Below are 16,386 nucleotides of genomic sequence, written 5' to 3'. Positions count from 1 at the left end.
CATACGATCGGCAGATGACCGAAAAGACCGAAACCGCGCCTGGATGGCTGGCCCCCGAAGAGCTCGAATCGGTGCGCGGCCAGTTGCCGATCCTCTACATCGACGCCGTGCCGGTGCGGGTGGACGAGACCGGCGTGGTGACCCGGGTGGGCCTGCTGCTGCGGATCGCGGCGGACGGGACGGTCAGCCGGGCGCTGGTGTCGGGGCGGGTGCTGCTCCACGAGCGCGTCCGCGACGCGCTGCTGCGTCACCTGGAGAAGGACCTCGGGCCCGTGGCCCTTCCCCGCATCCCCGTCTCCCCGCAGCCCTTCACCGTCGCGGAGTACTTCCCGACGCCGGGCGTCACGCCGTACCACGATCCGCGCCAGCACGCGGTGTCCCTGGCCTACATCGTGCCCGTGGCCGGTGACTGCCGGCCCCGGCAGGACGCCCTGGACCTGGTCTGGTTCACCCCCGAGGAGGCGGCCTCGCCGGCCGTGCAGCAGGAGATGACCGGCGGCCAGGGAGTGCTGCTCAAGCAGGCTCTGGCCCACGTGAGCCGCCTGGTCTAAGGGCGCTCGGCGCCTCCTCGCACCCAGTGGTAGAGGGGGTCGCCGGGGCAGTCGGTGTCGTAGCCGTCCCGGTGGCCCTTGACCTCGTTGCCCGCGTCGCCGTGCTCGCGCAGGTACTCGATGGCGTCGACGAGCGCGTTGAGCAGGTCGTCGTTCGGTTCGGTGAACCCGGTGTTGCCGACCAGGGCGAGCACGGCGTAGTGCCCGGAGTTGAGCCCCGGGCCGTTGGCGGCGGGCAGGACGTGCGGGCCACGGCCCATGAAGGTGCGCCGGTGCGGGCAGCACACCATGTTGTAGCCGAGGTCGATGTAGGTCTCGCCGCGCCCGCCGGACATGTGCATGCGCTGGATGTCCCTCACCAGGTCGACGCATTTGTCGTGGTTGTCGGCCTCCGGCAGGTCGGAGGGCACCTTCCCGCCGGTGTAGTGGATCTTGACGCCTTTGGTGGAGGCCAGCCGGGTGTAGCTGGTGCTGGGCTTCTTCGCGTGCCAGTCGGCACGGGTGATCAGTTGCATGTGGTGTCTTTCCTGGTAGACGATGCCTCGCCACCAGAATGTCAACTTAAAGTAGTTGTGTCATCACTTTTTGTCACTAGATTCACGTGCCGTCAAAGAAAGCCTTCCGTGCTGGTCAGGCCGCCCTGCGCCGGTTCAGCCCCGCTTGTACACCGTGCGCTCGTGGACGACCGCGTAGGTGTTGCGCAGGGCCGCCATCGACTCGTCGTAGCTGGCCGCGGCGACGCCGGTGAACAGGCAGTCGACGACCATGAGCTGGGCGATGCGGCTGCCCAGGGCGCCCGAGCGGAACTGCGTCTCGCGGGCGGCGGTCGTCAGCGTCACGTCGGCGGCGGCGGCCAGCGGCGAGTCGCGGAAGTTGGTGATCGCCACCGTGGCCGCGCCCGACCGGCGGGCGATGGACAGGAACTCGACCGTGTCCACGGTCGCGCCGGTGTGCGAGACCGCGACGGTCACGCAGGTGGCGTCGAGCGTGGCCGCCGACGTCCAGGCCGAGTGGGCGTCGTGCCAGTTGATCGCGGTACGCCCGATACGTGAGAGCTTCTGCTGCAGGTCCAGGCCGACCAGCGCGCTCGCGCCCACGCCGAAGGTGTCGATCCGGCGCGCGGCCAGCAGCAGCGACACCGCCCTGGCCAGAGCGTCCATGTCGAGGGAGCGGGCCGTGTCGGCGATCGACAGCGTCTCGTTGGTGGCGACCTTGGAGACGATGCCCTCCAGGCTGTCGTGACGGTCGATGTCGCCCGACACCTCCGGCAGGCTCGACCTGGTCAGCTCCTCCCGGGCGGCGGCCCTGGTCAGGTCGATCCGGAAGTCCTTGAAGTGCGCGTACCCCATGCGCTGGTAGAAGCGCACGACCGAGGTGGTCGAGGTGGCGCAGCGGGCGGCCAGCTCAGCGATGGACAGGTTCGCGGCGGCGGCCGGATCGCCGGTGAACGTCTCGGCGATGCGCCGCTCCGACGGCCGTAACGCCGGCATGGCGGCCCGGATACGGATCAGCAGGCTTCCGTCGTCCTCGACCATTCGTCATCCACCCCTTGAGGAAATTTAGTACACCAGTGGTAGGGTCTGCGTAATTTTATGACCTACTGCTCTTGAGGAGACCACATGCCCCGTGGCGCGCTCTCCGCGATCGGCGCCGCCGCAGTGCTGTCCATCGCCCTGACCTCCTGTTCATCATCTTCCGGGCCCGCGACCAGCACCGGCGCAACGGGCAAGTCCGGCGGCGCCCTGGTCGTCGGCGTGACCTCCGACCCCGACACGCTCTTCCCCTGGAAGGCCACCCAGTTCACCGCCGTGAACGTGTTGCAGAACATCTACGGCACCCTCACCGAGTTCGACAAGGACCTGAACGTCGTGCCGGGCCTGGCCGAGTCGTGGCAGACGTCCGAGGACGGCAAGAAGCTGACCCTCACCCTGCGCAAGGGCGTGACGTTCGGCGACGGCAGCGCGTTCGACTCCAAGGACGTCAAGGCGTCCCTGGAGAAGATCATGGACGAGAAGACGGCCGCCGTGGCGCGGGCGTCGCTGGCGTCGGTGAAGTCCGTCGAGGCCCCCGACGAGAGCACGGTGGTGCTGGAGCTGACCGGCCCCGACGCCGCGCTCCCGGCGAACCTGGCCACCGTCAACATGGCGATGCTCTCCTCCGACGACACCGAGGAGAAGCTCAACGCCACCCCCAACGGCACCGGCCCGTTCACGCTGGGCAAGCGCGTCCCGAGCCAGTCGCTGACGCTGGCCAGGAACGACAAGTACTGGGGCGCCGAGAAGCCCAAGGTGGGCAGCGTCGAGTTCCGCGTGATCCCCGACGAGTCGTCCATCGTCTCGGCCATGCAGTCGGGCAACGTGCAGCTCGCGGTCTTCAACGACCCGCTGGTCGCCCAGACCGCGCAGGGCGGCGGCACGATCACCGTCACCAAGACGCCGCAGCTCAGCTACCACGCCCTCCAGCTCAACGCGCAGCACGGCGACCTCAAGGACGTCAACGTGCGCCTGGCGATCCAGTGCGCGATCGACCGCAAGCAGGTGCTCGACACCGCCGCGCTCGGCGAGGGCGAGGTGACCGGGCCGATCACCGCCCCGGCCTTCAAGTCCGACCCGGCCCAGCGCCCCTGCCCGAGCCGCGACCTGGCCAAGGCCGCCGAGTACCTCGGCAAGGCGGGCAAGTCCGGCGGCGTGACGGTCAAGGCCATCGTCTCCCAGGGCGAGTACGCCACCTCCGTCAATGAGGCCCAGAACCTCAAGGCGCAGCTCGCCGAGGCGAAGATCACCCTGGACCTGGAGGTGCTGGAGTCCGGCGCGTTCGTGGACCGCTGGGTGGCGGCCGACTTCGACGCGGCCGTCGCGCTGAACGGCGGGCGTCCCGACCCCGACGGCTCCTACGCCCGCTACTTCACCAGCAAGGGCAACCTGAACAAGGTCGCCGGGTACAGCTCGCCGGAGCTGGACAAGCTGTTCGCCGAGGGCAAGGCCACGACCGACCCGGCCGCCCGCAAGGCGATCTACGAGAAGGTGTCGGCCGAGCTGGAGGCCAACGCGCCCTGGATCTGGCTGTTCACCAGCTACACCTACACCGGGACCACCTCCAACGTGTCCGGGTTCGTGCCGATGGTCAGCGGGTCGCTGCAGTACCTGCGTACGACGTCCGTCGCCTGATGCGCCGGATCCTCGCCAACCAGGCCGTCCGGCGCGTGGCCTCGACGATCGGCACCCTGTTCGGGGTGGCCGTGTTCGTCTTCGTCATGCTCCGGGCGATCCCCGGCGACCAGATCACCGCGGGGCTCGGCACGGAGGCGGCCGCGCTCACCCCGGCGCAGCGCGTGGCCCTGGAGCAGTACTACGGGCTGGACCAGTCGCCGGTCACGCAGTTCTTCTCCTGGCTGGGCAACATGCTCACCGGCAACTTCGGCTACTCGGCCCGCTCGCAGCAGGGCGTGCTGGAGATGACGTTGCACTCGCTGCCGGTGACGTTCGAGCTGGCGGTGTTCTCGATCGTGCTGGCGCTGCTGCTGGGCGTGCCGCTCGGCATGTTGTCGGCGTCCAGGACGAACTCGCCGCGTGACGCCTTCGGCCAGGTCGTGAGCCTGGCGGGGCTGTCGGTCCCGGCGTTCCTGCTGGCCACGACGCTGCTGTCGATCTTCGCGGCGTCGTTCGGGTTCAACCCCAACGGCCAGGGCTTCGCCACGCTCGCCGAGGATCCGCTGCTCAACCTCCAGCAGATGTTCCTGCCCGCGCTTGTTCTCGGCTTCGGCATCGCCGCGCCGATCCTGCGCACCACCCGTACCGCGGTGCTGGAGGTGCGCTCGGAGGACTTCGTGCGCACCGCCCGCGCCAAGGGCGTGCCGCCGCGCCGGCTCCAGGTCAGGCACGTGCTCGGCAACGCGCTGGTGCCGATCGTGACGATGACCGGGCTGCAGTTCGGCTACCTGCTCGGCGGCGCGGTCGTGGTCGAGCAGATCTTCTCCGTGCCCGGCGTGGGCCGGCAGGTGCTGCTCGGCATCCAGCAGAAGGAGTACGCGGTCGTGCAGAGCACGGTCCTGGTCATCGCGCTGGCGTTCGTGCTGGTCAACCTGCTGACCGACATGCTGTACCGGATCATCGACCCACGGGTGAGGGCGTCGTGACCGCGTTGCGCAGGAGCCCCGCCATGCTGGCGGGCACGATCGTGCTGCTGGTGCTGGCCGTGGTGGCGGCGCTGTCGTTCGCCGGGCTGCTCCCCTACGACCCGATCGCCCAGAATCCGCCCGACCGGTTCCTGGCGCCGTCCGGGGCGCACCTGTTCGGCACCGACCAGTTCGGCCGGGACGTCTTCTCCCGGGTGGCGTCCGGCGTCGGCAACTCGGCGCTCATCGCGGTGGTCGCGGTGGCCTTCGCCACCGTGGTCGGCACGCTGGGCGGGCTGGTGTCCGGCTTCTACCGCGGCTTCGCCGACGGCGCCATCGGCGGCGTGACGAACGTGCTGTTCGCGTTCCCGCCGCTGCTGCTCGCGCTCTCGCTGGCCTCGGTGCTGGACCGCAACTGGTTCACGGTCGCCGTCGCCATCGCGATCGTGTACGTCCCCATCTTCATCCGTGTCACGCGCGGCCCCGTGCTCTCCCTCAGGGAGATCGAGTACGTCAAGGCCGCGGTCTCCACCGGCCAGAGCCGCTGGCAGATCATGCTCAGGCACGTGCTGCCCAACATCACCTCGATCATCGTCATCCAGGTGGCGCTGTCGCTGTCGTGGGCGGTGCTGACCGAGGCGTCGCTGAGCTTCCTCGGCCTGGGCACGCCGCCGCCCGCCCCCTCGCTGGGCTCGATGATCTTCGAGGCGCGCAGCCTGGTGTTCATCGCCCCCTGGACGCTGATCGCGCCGGGCGCGGTCGTCGTCCTGCTGGTGGTGGGCCTGAACCTGCTCGGCGACGGCCTGCGTGACACTCTCGACCCCAGAACCCGAGGCAAGCGGTGAACCTCTCAGAACTGACCACGGAATCGGCAGACCCGCGTTTCGCGGGCATCGACACCATGAGCGTGGCCGAGCTCGCGGAGACCATGAACGCGGCCGACGCCACCGTCCCCGGCGCGGTCGCCGCGGCGCTGCCGCAGATCACCGGGGCCATCGAGGCCGCCGCCGAGCTGGTACACGCGGGCGGCCGGCTGGTCTACGTGGGCGCGGGCACGCCGGGCAGGCTCGGCGTGCTGGACGCCTCCGAGTGCCCGCCCACCTTCAGCACCCCGCCCGAGCAGGTGTTCGCCGTCATCGCCGGCGGCGAGCGGGCGATCGTGCACCCGTGCGAGGGCGCCGAGGACGACGCGCAGGCAGGCGCGGCGGCGATCGACGCGGCCGGCATCGGGCCGCTGGACACGGTGGTCGGCATCGCCTCCAGCGGGCGCACGCCGTACGTGCTGGGCGCGGTGCGGCGGGCCCGCGAGCGCGGCGCGCTGACCGTGGGCCTGTCCTGCAACCCCGGCACCCCGCTCAGCGCGGCCGCCGAGCACGCGATCGAGGTGCTGGTCGGCCCCGAGGTGGTCAGCGGCTCGACCCGGCTCAAGGCGGGCACGGCGCAGAAGCTCGTGCTCAACATGTTCTCGACCATCGTCATGGTCCGGCTCGGCAAGACGTACGGGAACCTGATGGTCGACGTCAAGGCCAGCAACGGCAAGCTCAGGGAACGGGCGATCAGGATCGTGCGGACGATCGCCGGTGTGGACCGCGAGGAGGCGGAACGAGTGCTCGACCAGCACGGTTTCAACGTCAAGCAGGCGGTGCTCGGAGCCCGGCTCGGGCTCGGCCCGCAGGAGGCCGCGGCGCTGCTGGCACGCAGCGAAGGGCAGCTGCGGGTGGCGCTGGGGGAGCCGGCATGAAGATCCTCGGCATGATCTCCGGCACCTCGCACGACGGCATCGACGTGGCCCTGGTCGACTTCGCCCTGGACGGCGACGTGCTGACCGGCCGCGTGCTGCACACCGCGAGCACCCCGTACCCCGCCGAGCTGCGCGCCCGGCTGGTGGCCGCGCTGCCGCCCGCCCCGGTCACGCTGGCCGAGGTGTGCGTGCTCGACACGCTCATCGGCCAGTGCTTCGCCGAGGCCGCCGAGGCCGCGGCCGAGCAGGCCGGTCCGGCCGACCTGATCGTCTCCCACGGCCAGACGGTCTTCCACTGGGTGGAGGGCGCGCACGCGCGCGGCACCCTGCAGATCGGCCAGCCCGCGTGGGTCGCCGAGCGCACCGGCTCGCCCGTGCTCTCGGACGTGCGCATCCGCGACATCACCGCGGGCGGGCACGGCGCCCCCCTGGTCTCCGTGCTCGACGACCTGCTGCTGGGCGGCCTGCTGCGGGACGGCCACGAGCGCGGCGCGGCGGCGCTCAACCTGGGCGGCATCTCCAACATGACCGTCGTGCGCGACGGCGGCCTGAGCGCCTACGACATCGGCCCGGCCAACGCCCTCATCGACGCCGTCGTCGCCGGCCGGGGCCTGAACCCGCGCGGCTTCGACGAGGACGGCCGGATCGCGGCCTCGGGGCAGGTGGACGAGCACCTGCTCGCCGTGCTGCTCGACGAGCCGTACTACCGGCTGGCCGCGCCGAAGAGCACCGGCAAGGAGCTGTTCCACCTCGCTTACGTCGAGGCGGCGACGGCGAAGGCGGGCAGCGAGCCGTCCGGACCCGACCTGGTGGCGACGCTGACCGAGCTGACGGTCCGCACGGTGGCCGCCGACGTCGCCGCGGCGGGCGTGGACGTACTCGTCGTCTCCGGCGGCGGCTGCCGCAACCCGGTCATCATGGACGGCCTGCGTGCCGCGCTGCCCGGCGTGCGGGTGTCCCTGTCGGACGAGCTCGGCGCCCCGGCCGACGACAAGGAGGCCATCGCCTTCGCGCTCATCGGCTGGCTGACCGCCCACGGCCTGCCGGGCACGGTCCCCGGCGGCACGGGCGCGAAGGCCGCCCGCGTGCTGGGCACGCTGACGCCGGGCGCGGACCCGCTCGTCCTGCCCGCCCCGCTGCCCACGCCCCCGCGCTCCCTGGTGCTGCGCCGATGAGCCCTGCCCCCGACGCCGCCGTCCCTGCCCCTGCCCCGCCCGCGGGCGTCGTACGGGCGGCGCGCACGCCGTGGTTCGACCTGACCGAGTGCGCCGGCCACCGCACCGTGCGCCGCACGGACGACGGCACGGACGGCGGCGCGCTCGCCGGTGACGCGCCCATGACCCTCGGCACGTACCACGACCTGGCCTCGGTCACGAAGGTCGTCGCCACCACGACGGCCCTCATCCGCCTGGTCTCCGACCGGCTGGTGGACCTGGACGAGCGGGCGGGGGCGTACCTGCCGGCGGGCTGCCCGGAACAGGTCAGCGTGCGGGACCTGCTGCTGCACCGGGCGGGACTGTGGGAGTGGTGGCCGATGTACCTCGACCCGCGGGTGCCCGCCCCGCGCTACCCGCCCGGCCGCGAACGGCACTACTCCGACCTGGGCTTCATCCTGCTCGGCCGGGTGGTCGAGACCGTCACCGGCACGTCCCTGGACCGGGCGGTGGCCGAGCTGGTCACCGGCCCGCTCGGGCTGCACGACACCACGTACGCGCGGCCGGCGGGCCCCAAGGTGGCCATGAGCGCCCTGGACGACCGGGTCGAGATGCGCATGCTCGACACCTCCGAGCCGTACCCGGTGCCCTTCCGCGCCGCGGACTTCGCCGGCTGGCGGCACGGGCCCGTGCTCGGCCAGGTCGCCGACGGCAACGCCTACCACGCCTTCGGCGGGGTGTCGGGCCACGCCGGGCTGTTCTCCACCGTCCCCGACCTGCTGCGCTACGCCACCGCGCTGTCCCGCTACGAGGAGCACGACCGGTTGTGGCGGCCCGAGGTGGCCCGCGAGTTCTTCCGCCCCGGCCCCGACCCCGGCCAGGCGCTCGGCTTCCGCACCTACGAGCTCGTCCTGCGCGACGAGACCGTCACCGTGCTCGGCCACCCCGGCTACGTCGGCTGCGTCGTCGGGTTCGTCCCCGGCCGGGACGTCGCGATCGCGCTGGCGAGCAACCGCCTGCTGACGCCCGGCGTGCCGACGCCCACCGACGCCCTCTGGACCGGCCTGCTGCAGGCCATCACCCACCGATCGAGGACCGCATGACCCCGCTCCTGGAGATCCGCGACCTCTCCGTCGCCTTCCGCACCCGCAAGCAGGACGTCACCGTCGTCAGGAACGTCTCGATGGAGATCCTGCCGGGGCAGACCGTGGCCGTGGTCGGCGAGTCGGGCTCGGGCAAGTCCACCACGGCCGCCGCGGTCAACCGGCTGCTGCCCGCGGGCGGGCGCATCACGACCGGCCAGGTGCTGTTCGACGGCCGTGACCTGGCCGGGGTGAGCGAGCGCGAGATGACCGCCGTCCGGGGCGCGGGCATCGGCCTGGTGCCCCAGGACCCGATGTCCAACCTCAACCCGCTCATGCGCATCGGCGACCAGATCGGCGAGGCGCTGGAGGTGCACGGCCTGGCCGCGGGCAGGGCCGCGCGCGCCCGCGTGACCGAGCTGCTGGACATGGTCGGCATCCCCGATCCGGAGCGGCGGGCCGGGCAGTACCCGCACGAGTTCTCCGGCGGCATGCGGCAGCGGGCGCTCATCGCCATGGGCCTGGCCTGCCGGCCGAAGCTGCTCATCGCCGACGAGCCGACCTCCGCCCTGGACGTGACCGTCCAGCGCCGCATCCTCGACCAGCTCGGGCAGCTCACCGCCGAGATGGGCACGGCCGTCTTCCTCATCACGCACGACCTGGCGCTGGCCGCCGAGCGGGCCGACGTGGTGGCCGTCATGTACAAGGGCGAGATCGTGGAGACCGGCCCGGCGGCCGAGCTGCTGGCCGACCCGCGGCACGAGTACACCCGGCGGCTGCTGAAGGCCGTGCCGAGCCTGTCGTCGGTGCGGGTGGCCGAGCCCGGCCCGCAGGAGGCGGCCGGGGACCTGGTCGTGGTGGAGGACCTGCGCAAGGTGTTCCCGCTCAGGGGTGGTTCCGGCGAGTTCACGGCGGTGGACGGGGTCTCCTTCACGATCCCGCGCGGCCGTACCGTCTCGGTGGTGGGCGAGTCGGGCTCGGGCAAGTCGACCACCGCGAACCTGCTGCTCGGCCTGGACGGCATCACCTCCGGCCGGATCCTGTTCGACGGCACCGACCTGACCTCGCTCGGCCGCCGGGAGCTGTTCGCCTTCCGCCGCCGGGTGCAGCCGGTCTTCCAGAACCCGTACGCCTCGCTCGACCCCCGGTACACCGTGGAGAAGTCGATCGCCGAGCCGCTGCGCGTGCACCGCGTGGGCACCCCGGCCGAGCGCGCGAAGACCGTCGCCGAGCTGCTGGAGAAGGTGTCGCTGCCGGCGTCGGTGGCCGAGCGGCTGCCGCACGAGCTGTCCGGCGGCCAGCGGCAGCGGGTGGCCATCGCGCGGGCGCTGGCGCTCTCCCCCGCGATGGTCGTGCTCGACGAGGCCGTCTCCGCGCTGGACGTGCTGGTCCAGGCCCAGATCCTGGAGCTGCTCGCCGACCTCCAGCGCGACCTCGGGCTCAGCTACCTGTTCATCAGCCACGACCTGGCCGTCGTACGGATGATCTCGCACCGGGTGCACGTGATGCAGGCGGGCCGGATCGTGGAGAGCGGCACGGCGGCCGAGATCTTCGACTCGCCGCGGGCCGACTACACCCGCGAGCTGCTCGCCGCCATCCCGGGTCAGGCCGCCTGATGGTAAGTTGGAAATCCGGACCTAGCTGAGCGGAGGGGCCTTGTCCCGCCCGAGACAGTGCTCGATCGCCAACGCGCTGGCCGTCGTGGGCGAGCGGTGGAGCCTGCTGGCGATGCGCGAGATCATGCTCGGGGTGCGCCGCTTCGACCAGATCGCCCGCAACACCGGCGCCAGCCGAGACATCCTCACCGCCCGGCTGCGCAAACTGGTCGAAGTGGGCCTGCTGGAGCGGGTGCCGTACGAGCGGCACCCGCCGCGCCACGAATACGTCCTCACCGAGGCGGGCCAGGCCCTGCACACGGTCCTGCTCGCCCTGATGGACTGGGGCGACCGGTACGTCACCGAGGGCGAGCCGCCCACCGTGTGGCGGCACTCGTGCGGCGAGCCCCTGGAGCCGCTCACGGTGTGCGCGAGCTGCCGGGAGCCGGTGCGCCCGCAGGAGCTGACCGTGATCCGGGTGGACCAGCCGCGGTAGCCGCTCTCCGGCGCGCGGTAGGGCTGACCCTACCGCGTACCGGCCCGCAGCCAGGATCGATCGGCGGGCGCCGGATCCGTAGCGTCATGGCCATGACATCCCTCCGGCACCGCGTCGCCGCCGACACCCGCTACGTCCTGCTCGGCCTGCCCATGGCCACCGCCTCCTTCACCCTCGCCGTGGCCGGCGTCTCGGCCGGTCTCGGCGCGGCGGTCGCGTTCGTGGGGCTCCCCGTCCTGGCCGCCACCGCCGCCTCGGCCCGCCACTTCGCCGACCTGGAGCGCGCCGCGCTGCCCGGCGTGCTCGGCCACCCGATCTCCCGCCCCCGCTACGCGCAGACCCCCGCGGGGGCGGGTCTGTTCCGCCGCATGATGAACCCGCTGGCCTCCGGCCAGGCGGCGCTGGACCTGCTGCACGCGATCATCACCTTCCCGGTCTCGCTGGCCGCCGCCGTCGTGAGCGCGGTGTGGTGGGCGGGCGCCGTGCTCGGGCTGACCTTCCCGGTGTACGGCTGGGCGATCGCCGCGATCCCCGGCGTGGACGGCGGCCTGCCCGCGCTGCTCGGCCTCGGCACCGGGACCGTGCCGTTCGTGGTGTTCAACACGGCGGTCGGCCTGCTGTTCGCGCTCACGCTGGTCCCGGTGCTGCGCTCGGCCGCCCTGGTGAAGGCGAGCGTCTCCCAGGCCCTCCTGACCCGCGCCCACGTCCCGTCCCTGGAGAGCCCGTCCCTGGAGACCGCGTCCGCGGCCTGGGTGACAGCCCGATAGGGACGGGCTACCCTCCCAAGTGCCGAAGTTTCCGATCTTGTGAGGGCAGGGAGCCGTGCCGTCGTGGGCAGAGCTGCCGATCGGCCGGGTGGTACGGCTGGACGCCGACCCCGACGCCGTGGCACTGGCCCTCGATCCCCTGCCGGACGACGCTCCGGCGGTCGTCACCTACTTCGCCGCCGAGGAACGTTCCGTGGCCGACCTGGCCGCCTCTGTCCTGCGTGAGCTGGACAAGGCGGCCATCGCGCTGTTCCCGGCCTGGTTGCCGGGCGCCGAGGGCATCGAGGGCCCGTCCGGGATGAACGTGGCCGCGGTCCAGGCGCTGGCCCGGGGCAGGGCCTCGGTCACCGGCCACTTCGGGCCGTTCCTCGCCGAGCTGGCCCGGCGGGCGCTGACGGGAGGTCCCAGCGGGCTGGCGCCGGAGGTCCGGGCGGCGGGGCTGGTCAGGGTGCTGGCCGACAGCTTCGGCCGGGCCAGGCTGGCGATCCTGGTACGGGTTCCGGACGAGCTCGGCACGGCGGCACGGGAAGTGCTGGTCGCCGGGTGCGAATGGCTGGCGCACCGGGGCAGGGCCGGCGTCTGGCTGGCGGGCGCGCCCCTGGACGACGACCGCGTGCGGACGGTCCCCGTCCCGCTCCCCGCGGCCTTCGACGGCGCAGGGGAAGCCGTCCCGGTTCCCGTGACCTTCGACGGCGGCGGGAACGCCGTCCCGGTTCCCGCGACGGCCGATCAGGCGCCCGCCGTCGCGTACCCGCCGGTGGCGGGCAGGCCGCATCCGGGCAGCGCGAGCGAGCGGGCGCTGGAGGCCGCCTTGTCCTCGCGGGCGTGGGCCGGGGGGCGGGCCTGGAACCAGACGTACCGGCCGGGCCCGCTGGCCGTCCCGATCCGGGTGGACCTGCTCTGGGAGCGGGAACGCTGCGTCGTGGAGATCGACGGTCCCGAGCATCGGGCTCCGGCCAAGTTCGCCGCGGACCGGCAGCGGGACGTGCTGCTGCAACTCGATGGTTACGCCGTGCTGCGCTTCTCCGATGGTCAAGTATTGACTGACATGGACACCGTGGTCCGTCAGATCGGCCAGTTTCTGCGGAACCGCCGCAGAGCGGAAGGATGAGATATGCCAGACAAAGGGCTGTCGCTGCCCGAGTTCACTGCCCTGCTGGTGCTGGCCGTCGAAGCCCGCGAGGTCTCCAACAGCGAGCTCAAGGAGCACTACAAGCTGACCATCGACGGTCAGAGGCGGCTGAGGCTCAACGATCTGAAGTTAGTCGAGAGCCGGCGGCCCACGCGCGGGCGCGCCTTCGTGCACGTGCTGACCGACTCCGGATGGGCGAGGCTCGCCGAGGATCTGCAGACCGGGACGATCCCGCCCCAGACCGGCTCGTCGGGGGCCGTCGCGCGGGCCCTGCTCGAATGGCTGCCCCGCTTCATGCGGCGGACCGACCAGCGGCTGTCGGAGATCTTCCAGCCCGAGCCGGGCGCGCCCGCCGCCGGTCCGGAGTCCCGCATCCGCGCCGCGTACGCCGAACTGGCCGCCCAGCCGGGTGCGTGGGTGAGCCTGACGCGGCTCCGGCGGCTGCTGACCGGCATGCCGAAGGCGGCGGTGGACGAGGCACTCGTCCTGATGGAACGACTCCCTGACGTGAACCTCGTCCCGGAGTCGAACCAGAAGACGCTCACGCCCGAGGACCGCGAAGCGGCGGTGATCATAGGCGGGCAGGACAAGCATCTGCTGTGGATCGGCGAGCTGTGAGCGGCGTCGCGGATCTGGCCGCGCTGACGTTCAACTACACCGAGGGCGCCGACGACGTCTGGCGCCGCTCCCCCTTCCACGTCGAGGGCCTGCACGGCGCGTCGACGAAGGTCCTCCTCGACGGCCTGGCCGAGGCCGCCCACCGGCCTGAGGCCAGTCCCATCGGCGTCGTCGTGCAGGGCCAGCGCGGCACCGGCAAGACCCACCTGCTCGGCTGGCTGCGCGAACGCGCCCAGCGCGAGGGCGGCTACTTCGTCCTGGTCGGCCTGCTGGACGCCAAGGGCTTCTGGGAGAGCGTCGTGGTCTCCCTCCTGGACAGCCTCTCCCGGCCCCGCCAGGACGGGCAGACGCAGCTCACCGTGCTCCTGGACCGCCTGGCCATCATGGCGGGGCTGTCCCGCATGGCACGCCGCTCGATCACCGGCAAGCGCGGCCTCACCAGGGACGAGCTGGACGCCTTCGTCACCGCGTTCCGTCGCGTCGGGGGCCAGGTCGGCCGCGACAGCCAGGACGCCGCGCGCGCTCTGGTCCTGCTGGCGGGCGAGGATCCGGGCCTGCAGGACCTGGGCGAGGCGTACCTGTCGTCGGCGCCGGAGGGCGAGCCGGGCGAGCGGGCCCGGTGGGGCATCCGCGGGCTCGACCGGACGCCGCAGGAGATCGTCAGGGACCTCTCGCGTCTGATGGCCCTCACCGGCCCGACGATCGTCGCCGTGGACCAGATCGACCCGCTCGTCGCCCAGTCGCGGGCCACGACCGAGGGCGGCGCCGAGCACGACCCGGCCGAGCAGCTCATGATCGAGCGCATCGCGGGCGGGCTGATGGCGTTGCGCGAGGTCACCCGCCGGACCCTGACGGTCGTGACGTGCATCCCCGCCACGTGGGCGCTCGTCGTACGGGTGGCGGTCGACACCGTGCGCGACCGCTTCCGCGAGGCGGTCCAGCTCATGACCATCCCCGACGCGGCCACCGCCCGCACCCTGGTCGCCACGCGCTTCGAGGTGCAGTACGGCGAGGCGGGCGTCAAGCCGCCGTACCCGACCTGGCCGGTCCGGCCGGAGGCGTTCGAGCAGGCGCCCGGGTTCACCCCGCGGGAGCTGCTCATCCGGATCGACCGGCATGTCCACGCCTGCCTGCTGGACGGCGAGGTCAGGGAGTTGACCGGGTTCACGACGGTGCCGGCGCCGCGTCCCCGGCCGCCCGCCACGCGCTCGCCGATGGCCGACCTCGGCGCGCTCGACGCCCGATTCGCCGAACTGCTGGAGACCGCGCAGGCTCCGGTGATCGACCAGGGCGGCGAGGACACCGTGATGCCGGCGCTGCTGGCCGCCGGCCTGCACGCGTGGATCGCCGAGCAGGGGGAGGCCGGCCGGGCCTTCAGCGTGGACCCGCCGCCGAGCGCCAAGCCTCCGCTGCACGCCCGCCTGCGCCGCACGCTCGACGAGAGCAGGGAGGACGAGGTCCACTGGGCCTTCCGCGCGGTCAGCGCGACGCACGGGAACGCGGCGCTGAACCGCGTCCGCAAGGCGTGCGTGGCGGCCGGGCTGGACGCGGAGGTGCCCAAGCGGCGGCTGTTCCTGCTGCGCGACACCCCCTGGTCGCAAGGACCGGCCACGCGGGAGGCGATCGCGGCGTTCGAGCGGGCGGGCGGCCGGACGCTGCGGATGAGCCGGCAGGACCTGCTGGTCCTGGCCGCCCTCCGGGACCTGGTCTCGGCGAACCCGCCGGACCTGGCCGCCTGGCTCGCCGCGCGGCGGCCGACGTCCGGGATCGGCTTCCTCACCGAGGCTCTGTCGGACGTGTGGAGCGTTCCCGCCGTACCGACCCCTGAGATGCCTGTGAAGGCGAGGCGCCAGGGCGACGACCAGGACCAGTCCCTGACGATCGGCCGGCGGATCTCGGACGGCGCGCCGGTGCGGATCGCGCTGGAGGCGCTGCGCAAGCACACGGCGATCTTCGCCGGTTCCGGATCGGGCAAGACCGTGCTGATCAGGCGGCTGGTCGAGGAGTGCGCGCTGCGAGGTGTCTCCTCCATCGTGCTGGACCCGAACAACGACCTGGCCAGGCTGGACGAGCCGTGGCCCGAGCCGCCGCGCACGTGGGAGGAGGGGGACGCGCGCCGCGCCGAGGAGTACCTGGCGGCCACCGACGTGACCGTCTGGACGCCGGGCCGTACGGGCGGACGGCCGCTGAGCTTCCAGCCGCTGCCCGATCTGGCGAGCCTGGCCGGCGATCCGGACGAGTTCGCCGAGGCGGTCGAGGCGGCGGTCGCGTTCATCGTGCCGCGGGTCAGGCTGGACGCCAACACCGACAAGGCGCTGCGCGGGCAGGCCGTGCTCAGGCGGGCCCTGGCCGCCTACGGGGGCGGCGGCGCGACCAGCCTGAGGGGCCTGGCGGCGTACCTGGCCGACCTGCCGGACGGCGTCAGCGAGCTGTCCAGCGCCCGGCGCGTCGCGGCCGACCTGTCCCAGTCGCTGACCGCGGCCATGGACAACGACCCGCTGTTCGGCGGGGCCGGCGAGCCGGTCGACCCCGGCTTGCTGGTGACACCGCCACCGGGCAGGCGGGCCCGCGTCTCGGTGATCAGCCTGGCCGGGCTGCCGAGCCTGGAGCAGCGGCAGAGCTTCGTCAGCCGGCTGGAGATGGAGCTGTTCGTCTGGTTCAAGCGGCATCTCGCCCAGGACCGTCCGCTGGGCGCGCTGTTCGTCATGGACGAGGCCCAGACGTTCGCTCCCGCGGTGGGCGGCGCGTCGGTCTCCACCCGCAGCACGGTGATGCTCGCCTCCCAGGCCCGCAAGTACGGTCTGGGCCTCGTCTTCGCCACGCAGGCGCCCAAGGGGCTGCACAACCAGATCCCCGGCAACTGCGCCACCCAGTTCTTCGGCCTGCTGAACGCCCCGATCCAGATCAGCGCCGCCAGGGAGATGGCCCAGTTCAAGGGCGGCGGCGACGTGCCGGACATCTCCCGGCTGGGCTCGGGCGAGTTCTACGTGGCCGGCGAGGGCGGCGGGTTCGCCAAGGCGCGCGTGCCGATGTGCCTGACGCACCACCCGAAGGCGCCGCTCACCACGGAGGAGGTCGTCGCCAGAAGCCGCGGCCGCACCTGATCGTCACGGTCCCGGCCGCGCCGGCCGGGACC

General features: G+C 72.6%; 15 protein-coding genes. 13 read left to right on the top strand and 2 right to left on the bottom strand.

Annotated elements, in window-relative coordinates:
• Nucleotides 1-14 precede the first annotated feature (14 nt).
• On the top strand, nucleotides 15-551 hold the full coding sequence (locus ABZ815_RS29185) for an NUDIX hydrolase family protein (RefSeq protein ID WP_357703374.1): 537 nt from the start codon (nucleotides 15-17) through the stop codon (nucleotides 549-551).
• Here the strand turns inward: ABZ815_RS29185 and ABZ815_RS29180 are convergent.
• Nucleotides 548-1,066: a peptidoglycan recognition family protein gene (locus ABZ815_RS29180; protein ID WP_357703372.1), complete on the bottom strand. Its 519-nt coding sequence runs from the start codon at nucleotides 1,064-1,066 to the stop codon at nucleotides 548-550. The two genes, ABZ815_RS29185 and ABZ815_RS29180, sit on opposite strands and share 4 nt — an antisense overlap.
• 135 nt (nucleotides 1,067-1,201) lie before the next feature.
• Nucleotides 1,202-2,086, bottom strand: a complete 885-nt coding sequence (locus ABZ815_RS29175; protein ID WP_357703370.1) for a MurR/RpiR family transcriptional regulator — start codon at nucleotides 2,084-2,086, stop codon at nucleotides 1,202-1,204.
• 84 nt (nucleotides 2,087-2,170) lie between these two features.
• On the opposite strand from ABZ815_RS29175, the gene ABZ815_RS29170 reads away from it, so the two are divergent.
• The 12 genes from ABZ815_RS29170 to ABZ815_RS29115 all read left to right on the top strand — a co-directional run bounded on the left by ABZ815_RS29170 (nucleotide 2,171) and on the right by ABZ815_RS29115 (nucleotide 16,354).
• Nucleotides 2,171-3,718: an ABC transporter substrate-binding protein gene (locus ABZ815_RS29170; RefSeq protein WP_357703368.1), complete on the top strand. Its 1,548-nt coding sequence runs from the start codon at nucleotides 2,171-2,173 to the stop codon at nucleotides 3,716-3,718.
• On the top strand, nucleotides 3,718-4,686 hold the full coding sequence (locus ABZ815_RS29165) for an ABC transporter permease (RefSeq protein WP_357703366.1): 969 nt from the start codon (nucleotides 3,718-3,720) through the stop codon (nucleotides 4,684-4,686). Before ABZ815_RS29170 ends, ABZ815_RS29165 begins: the two co-directional genes overlap by 1 nt.
• Nucleotides 4,683-5,510 carry an ABC transporter permease gene (locus ABZ815_RS29160; RefSeq protein WP_357703364.1) on the top strand — a complete coding sequence of 276 codons (828 nt, stop codon included), beginning with the start codon at nucleotides 4,683-4,685 and terminating at the stop codon, nucleotides 5,508-5,510. The genes ABZ815_RS29165 and ABZ815_RS29160 overlap by 4 nt, the downstream gene beginning before the upstream one ends.
• Entirely contained in the window at nucleotides 5,507-6,406 is a 900-nt protein-coding gene (gene murQ, locus ABZ815_RS29155; protein WP_357703362.1) for an N-acetylmuramic acid 6-phosphate etherase, read from the top strand. Before ABZ815_RS29160 ends, murQ begins: the two co-directional genes overlap by 4 nt.
• On the top strand, nucleotides 6,403-7,581 hold the full coding sequence (locus tag ABZ815_RS29150) for an anhydro-N-acetylmuramic acid kinase (protein ID WP_357703360.1): 1,179 nt from the start codon (nucleotides 6,403-6,405) through the stop codon (nucleotides 7,579-7,581). Before murQ ends, ABZ815_RS29150 begins: the two co-directional genes overlap by 4 nt.
• Nucleotides 7,578-8,663 carry a serine hydrolase domain-containing protein gene (locus ABZ815_RS29145; protein ID WP_357703358.1) on the top strand — a complete coding sequence of 362 codons (1,086 nt, stop codon included), beginning with the start codon at nucleotides 7,578-7,580 and terminating at the stop codon, nucleotides 8,661-8,663. The genes ABZ815_RS29150 and ABZ815_RS29145 overlap by 4 nt, the downstream gene beginning before the upstream one ends.
• Nucleotides 8,660-10,258, top strand: coding sequence for an ABC transporter ATP-binding protein (locus ABZ815_RS29140; protein ID WP_357703356.1), 1,599 nt, complete (start codon nucleotides 8,660-8,662; stop codon nucleotides 10,256-10,258). Before ABZ815_RS29145 ends, ABZ815_RS29140 begins: the two co-directional genes overlap by 4 nt.
• A 40-nt stretch (nucleotides 10,259-10,298) precedes the next feature.
• A complete protein-coding gene (locus ABZ815_RS29135; protein WP_357703354.1) occupies nucleotides 10,299-10,733 on the top strand; it encodes a helix-turn-helix domain-containing protein in 435 nt (144 codons plus the stop codon).
• A 92-nt stretch (nucleotides 10,734-10,825) separates the two neighbouring features.
• Nucleotides 10,826-11,500 carry a sensor domain-containing protein gene (locus ABZ815_RS29130; RefSeq protein ID WP_357703353.1) on the top strand — a complete coding sequence of 225 codons (675 nt, stop codon included), beginning with the start codon at nucleotides 10,826-10,828 and terminating at the stop codon, nucleotides 11,498-11,500.
• A 55-nt stretch (nucleotides 11,501-11,555) separates the two neighbouring features.
• Nucleotides 11,556-12,611, top strand: coding sequence for a DUF559 domain-containing protein (locus ABZ815_RS29125; protein WP_357703351.1), 1,056 nt, complete (start codon nucleotides 11,556-11,558; stop codon nucleotides 12,609-12,611).
• 3 nt (nucleotides 12,612-12,614) lie between these two features.
• Nucleotides 12,615-13,250: a hypothetical protein gene (locus ABZ815_RS29120; protein ID WP_357703349.1), complete on the top strand. Its 636-nt coding sequence runs from the start codon at nucleotides 12,615-12,617 to the stop codon at nucleotides 13,248-13,250.
• A complete protein-coding gene (locus ABZ815_RS29115; RefSeq protein ID WP_357703347.1) occupies nucleotides 13,247-16,354 on the top strand; it encodes an ATP-binding protein in 3,108 nt (1,035 codons plus the stop codon). Before ABZ815_RS29120 ends, ABZ815_RS29115 begins: the two co-directional genes overlap by 4 nt.
• Nucleotides 16,355-16,386: the final 32 nt, after the last annotated feature.

Source organism: Nonomuraea sp. NPDC047529 (assembly GCF_040642995.1).
Lineage (GTDB): Bacteria > Actinomycetota > Actinomycetes > Streptosporangiales > Streptosporangiaceae > Nonomuraea.
The sequence above is the reverse complement of the archived record's forward strand: the minus strand, read 5'-3'. Positions and strand labels throughout refer to the sequence as shown.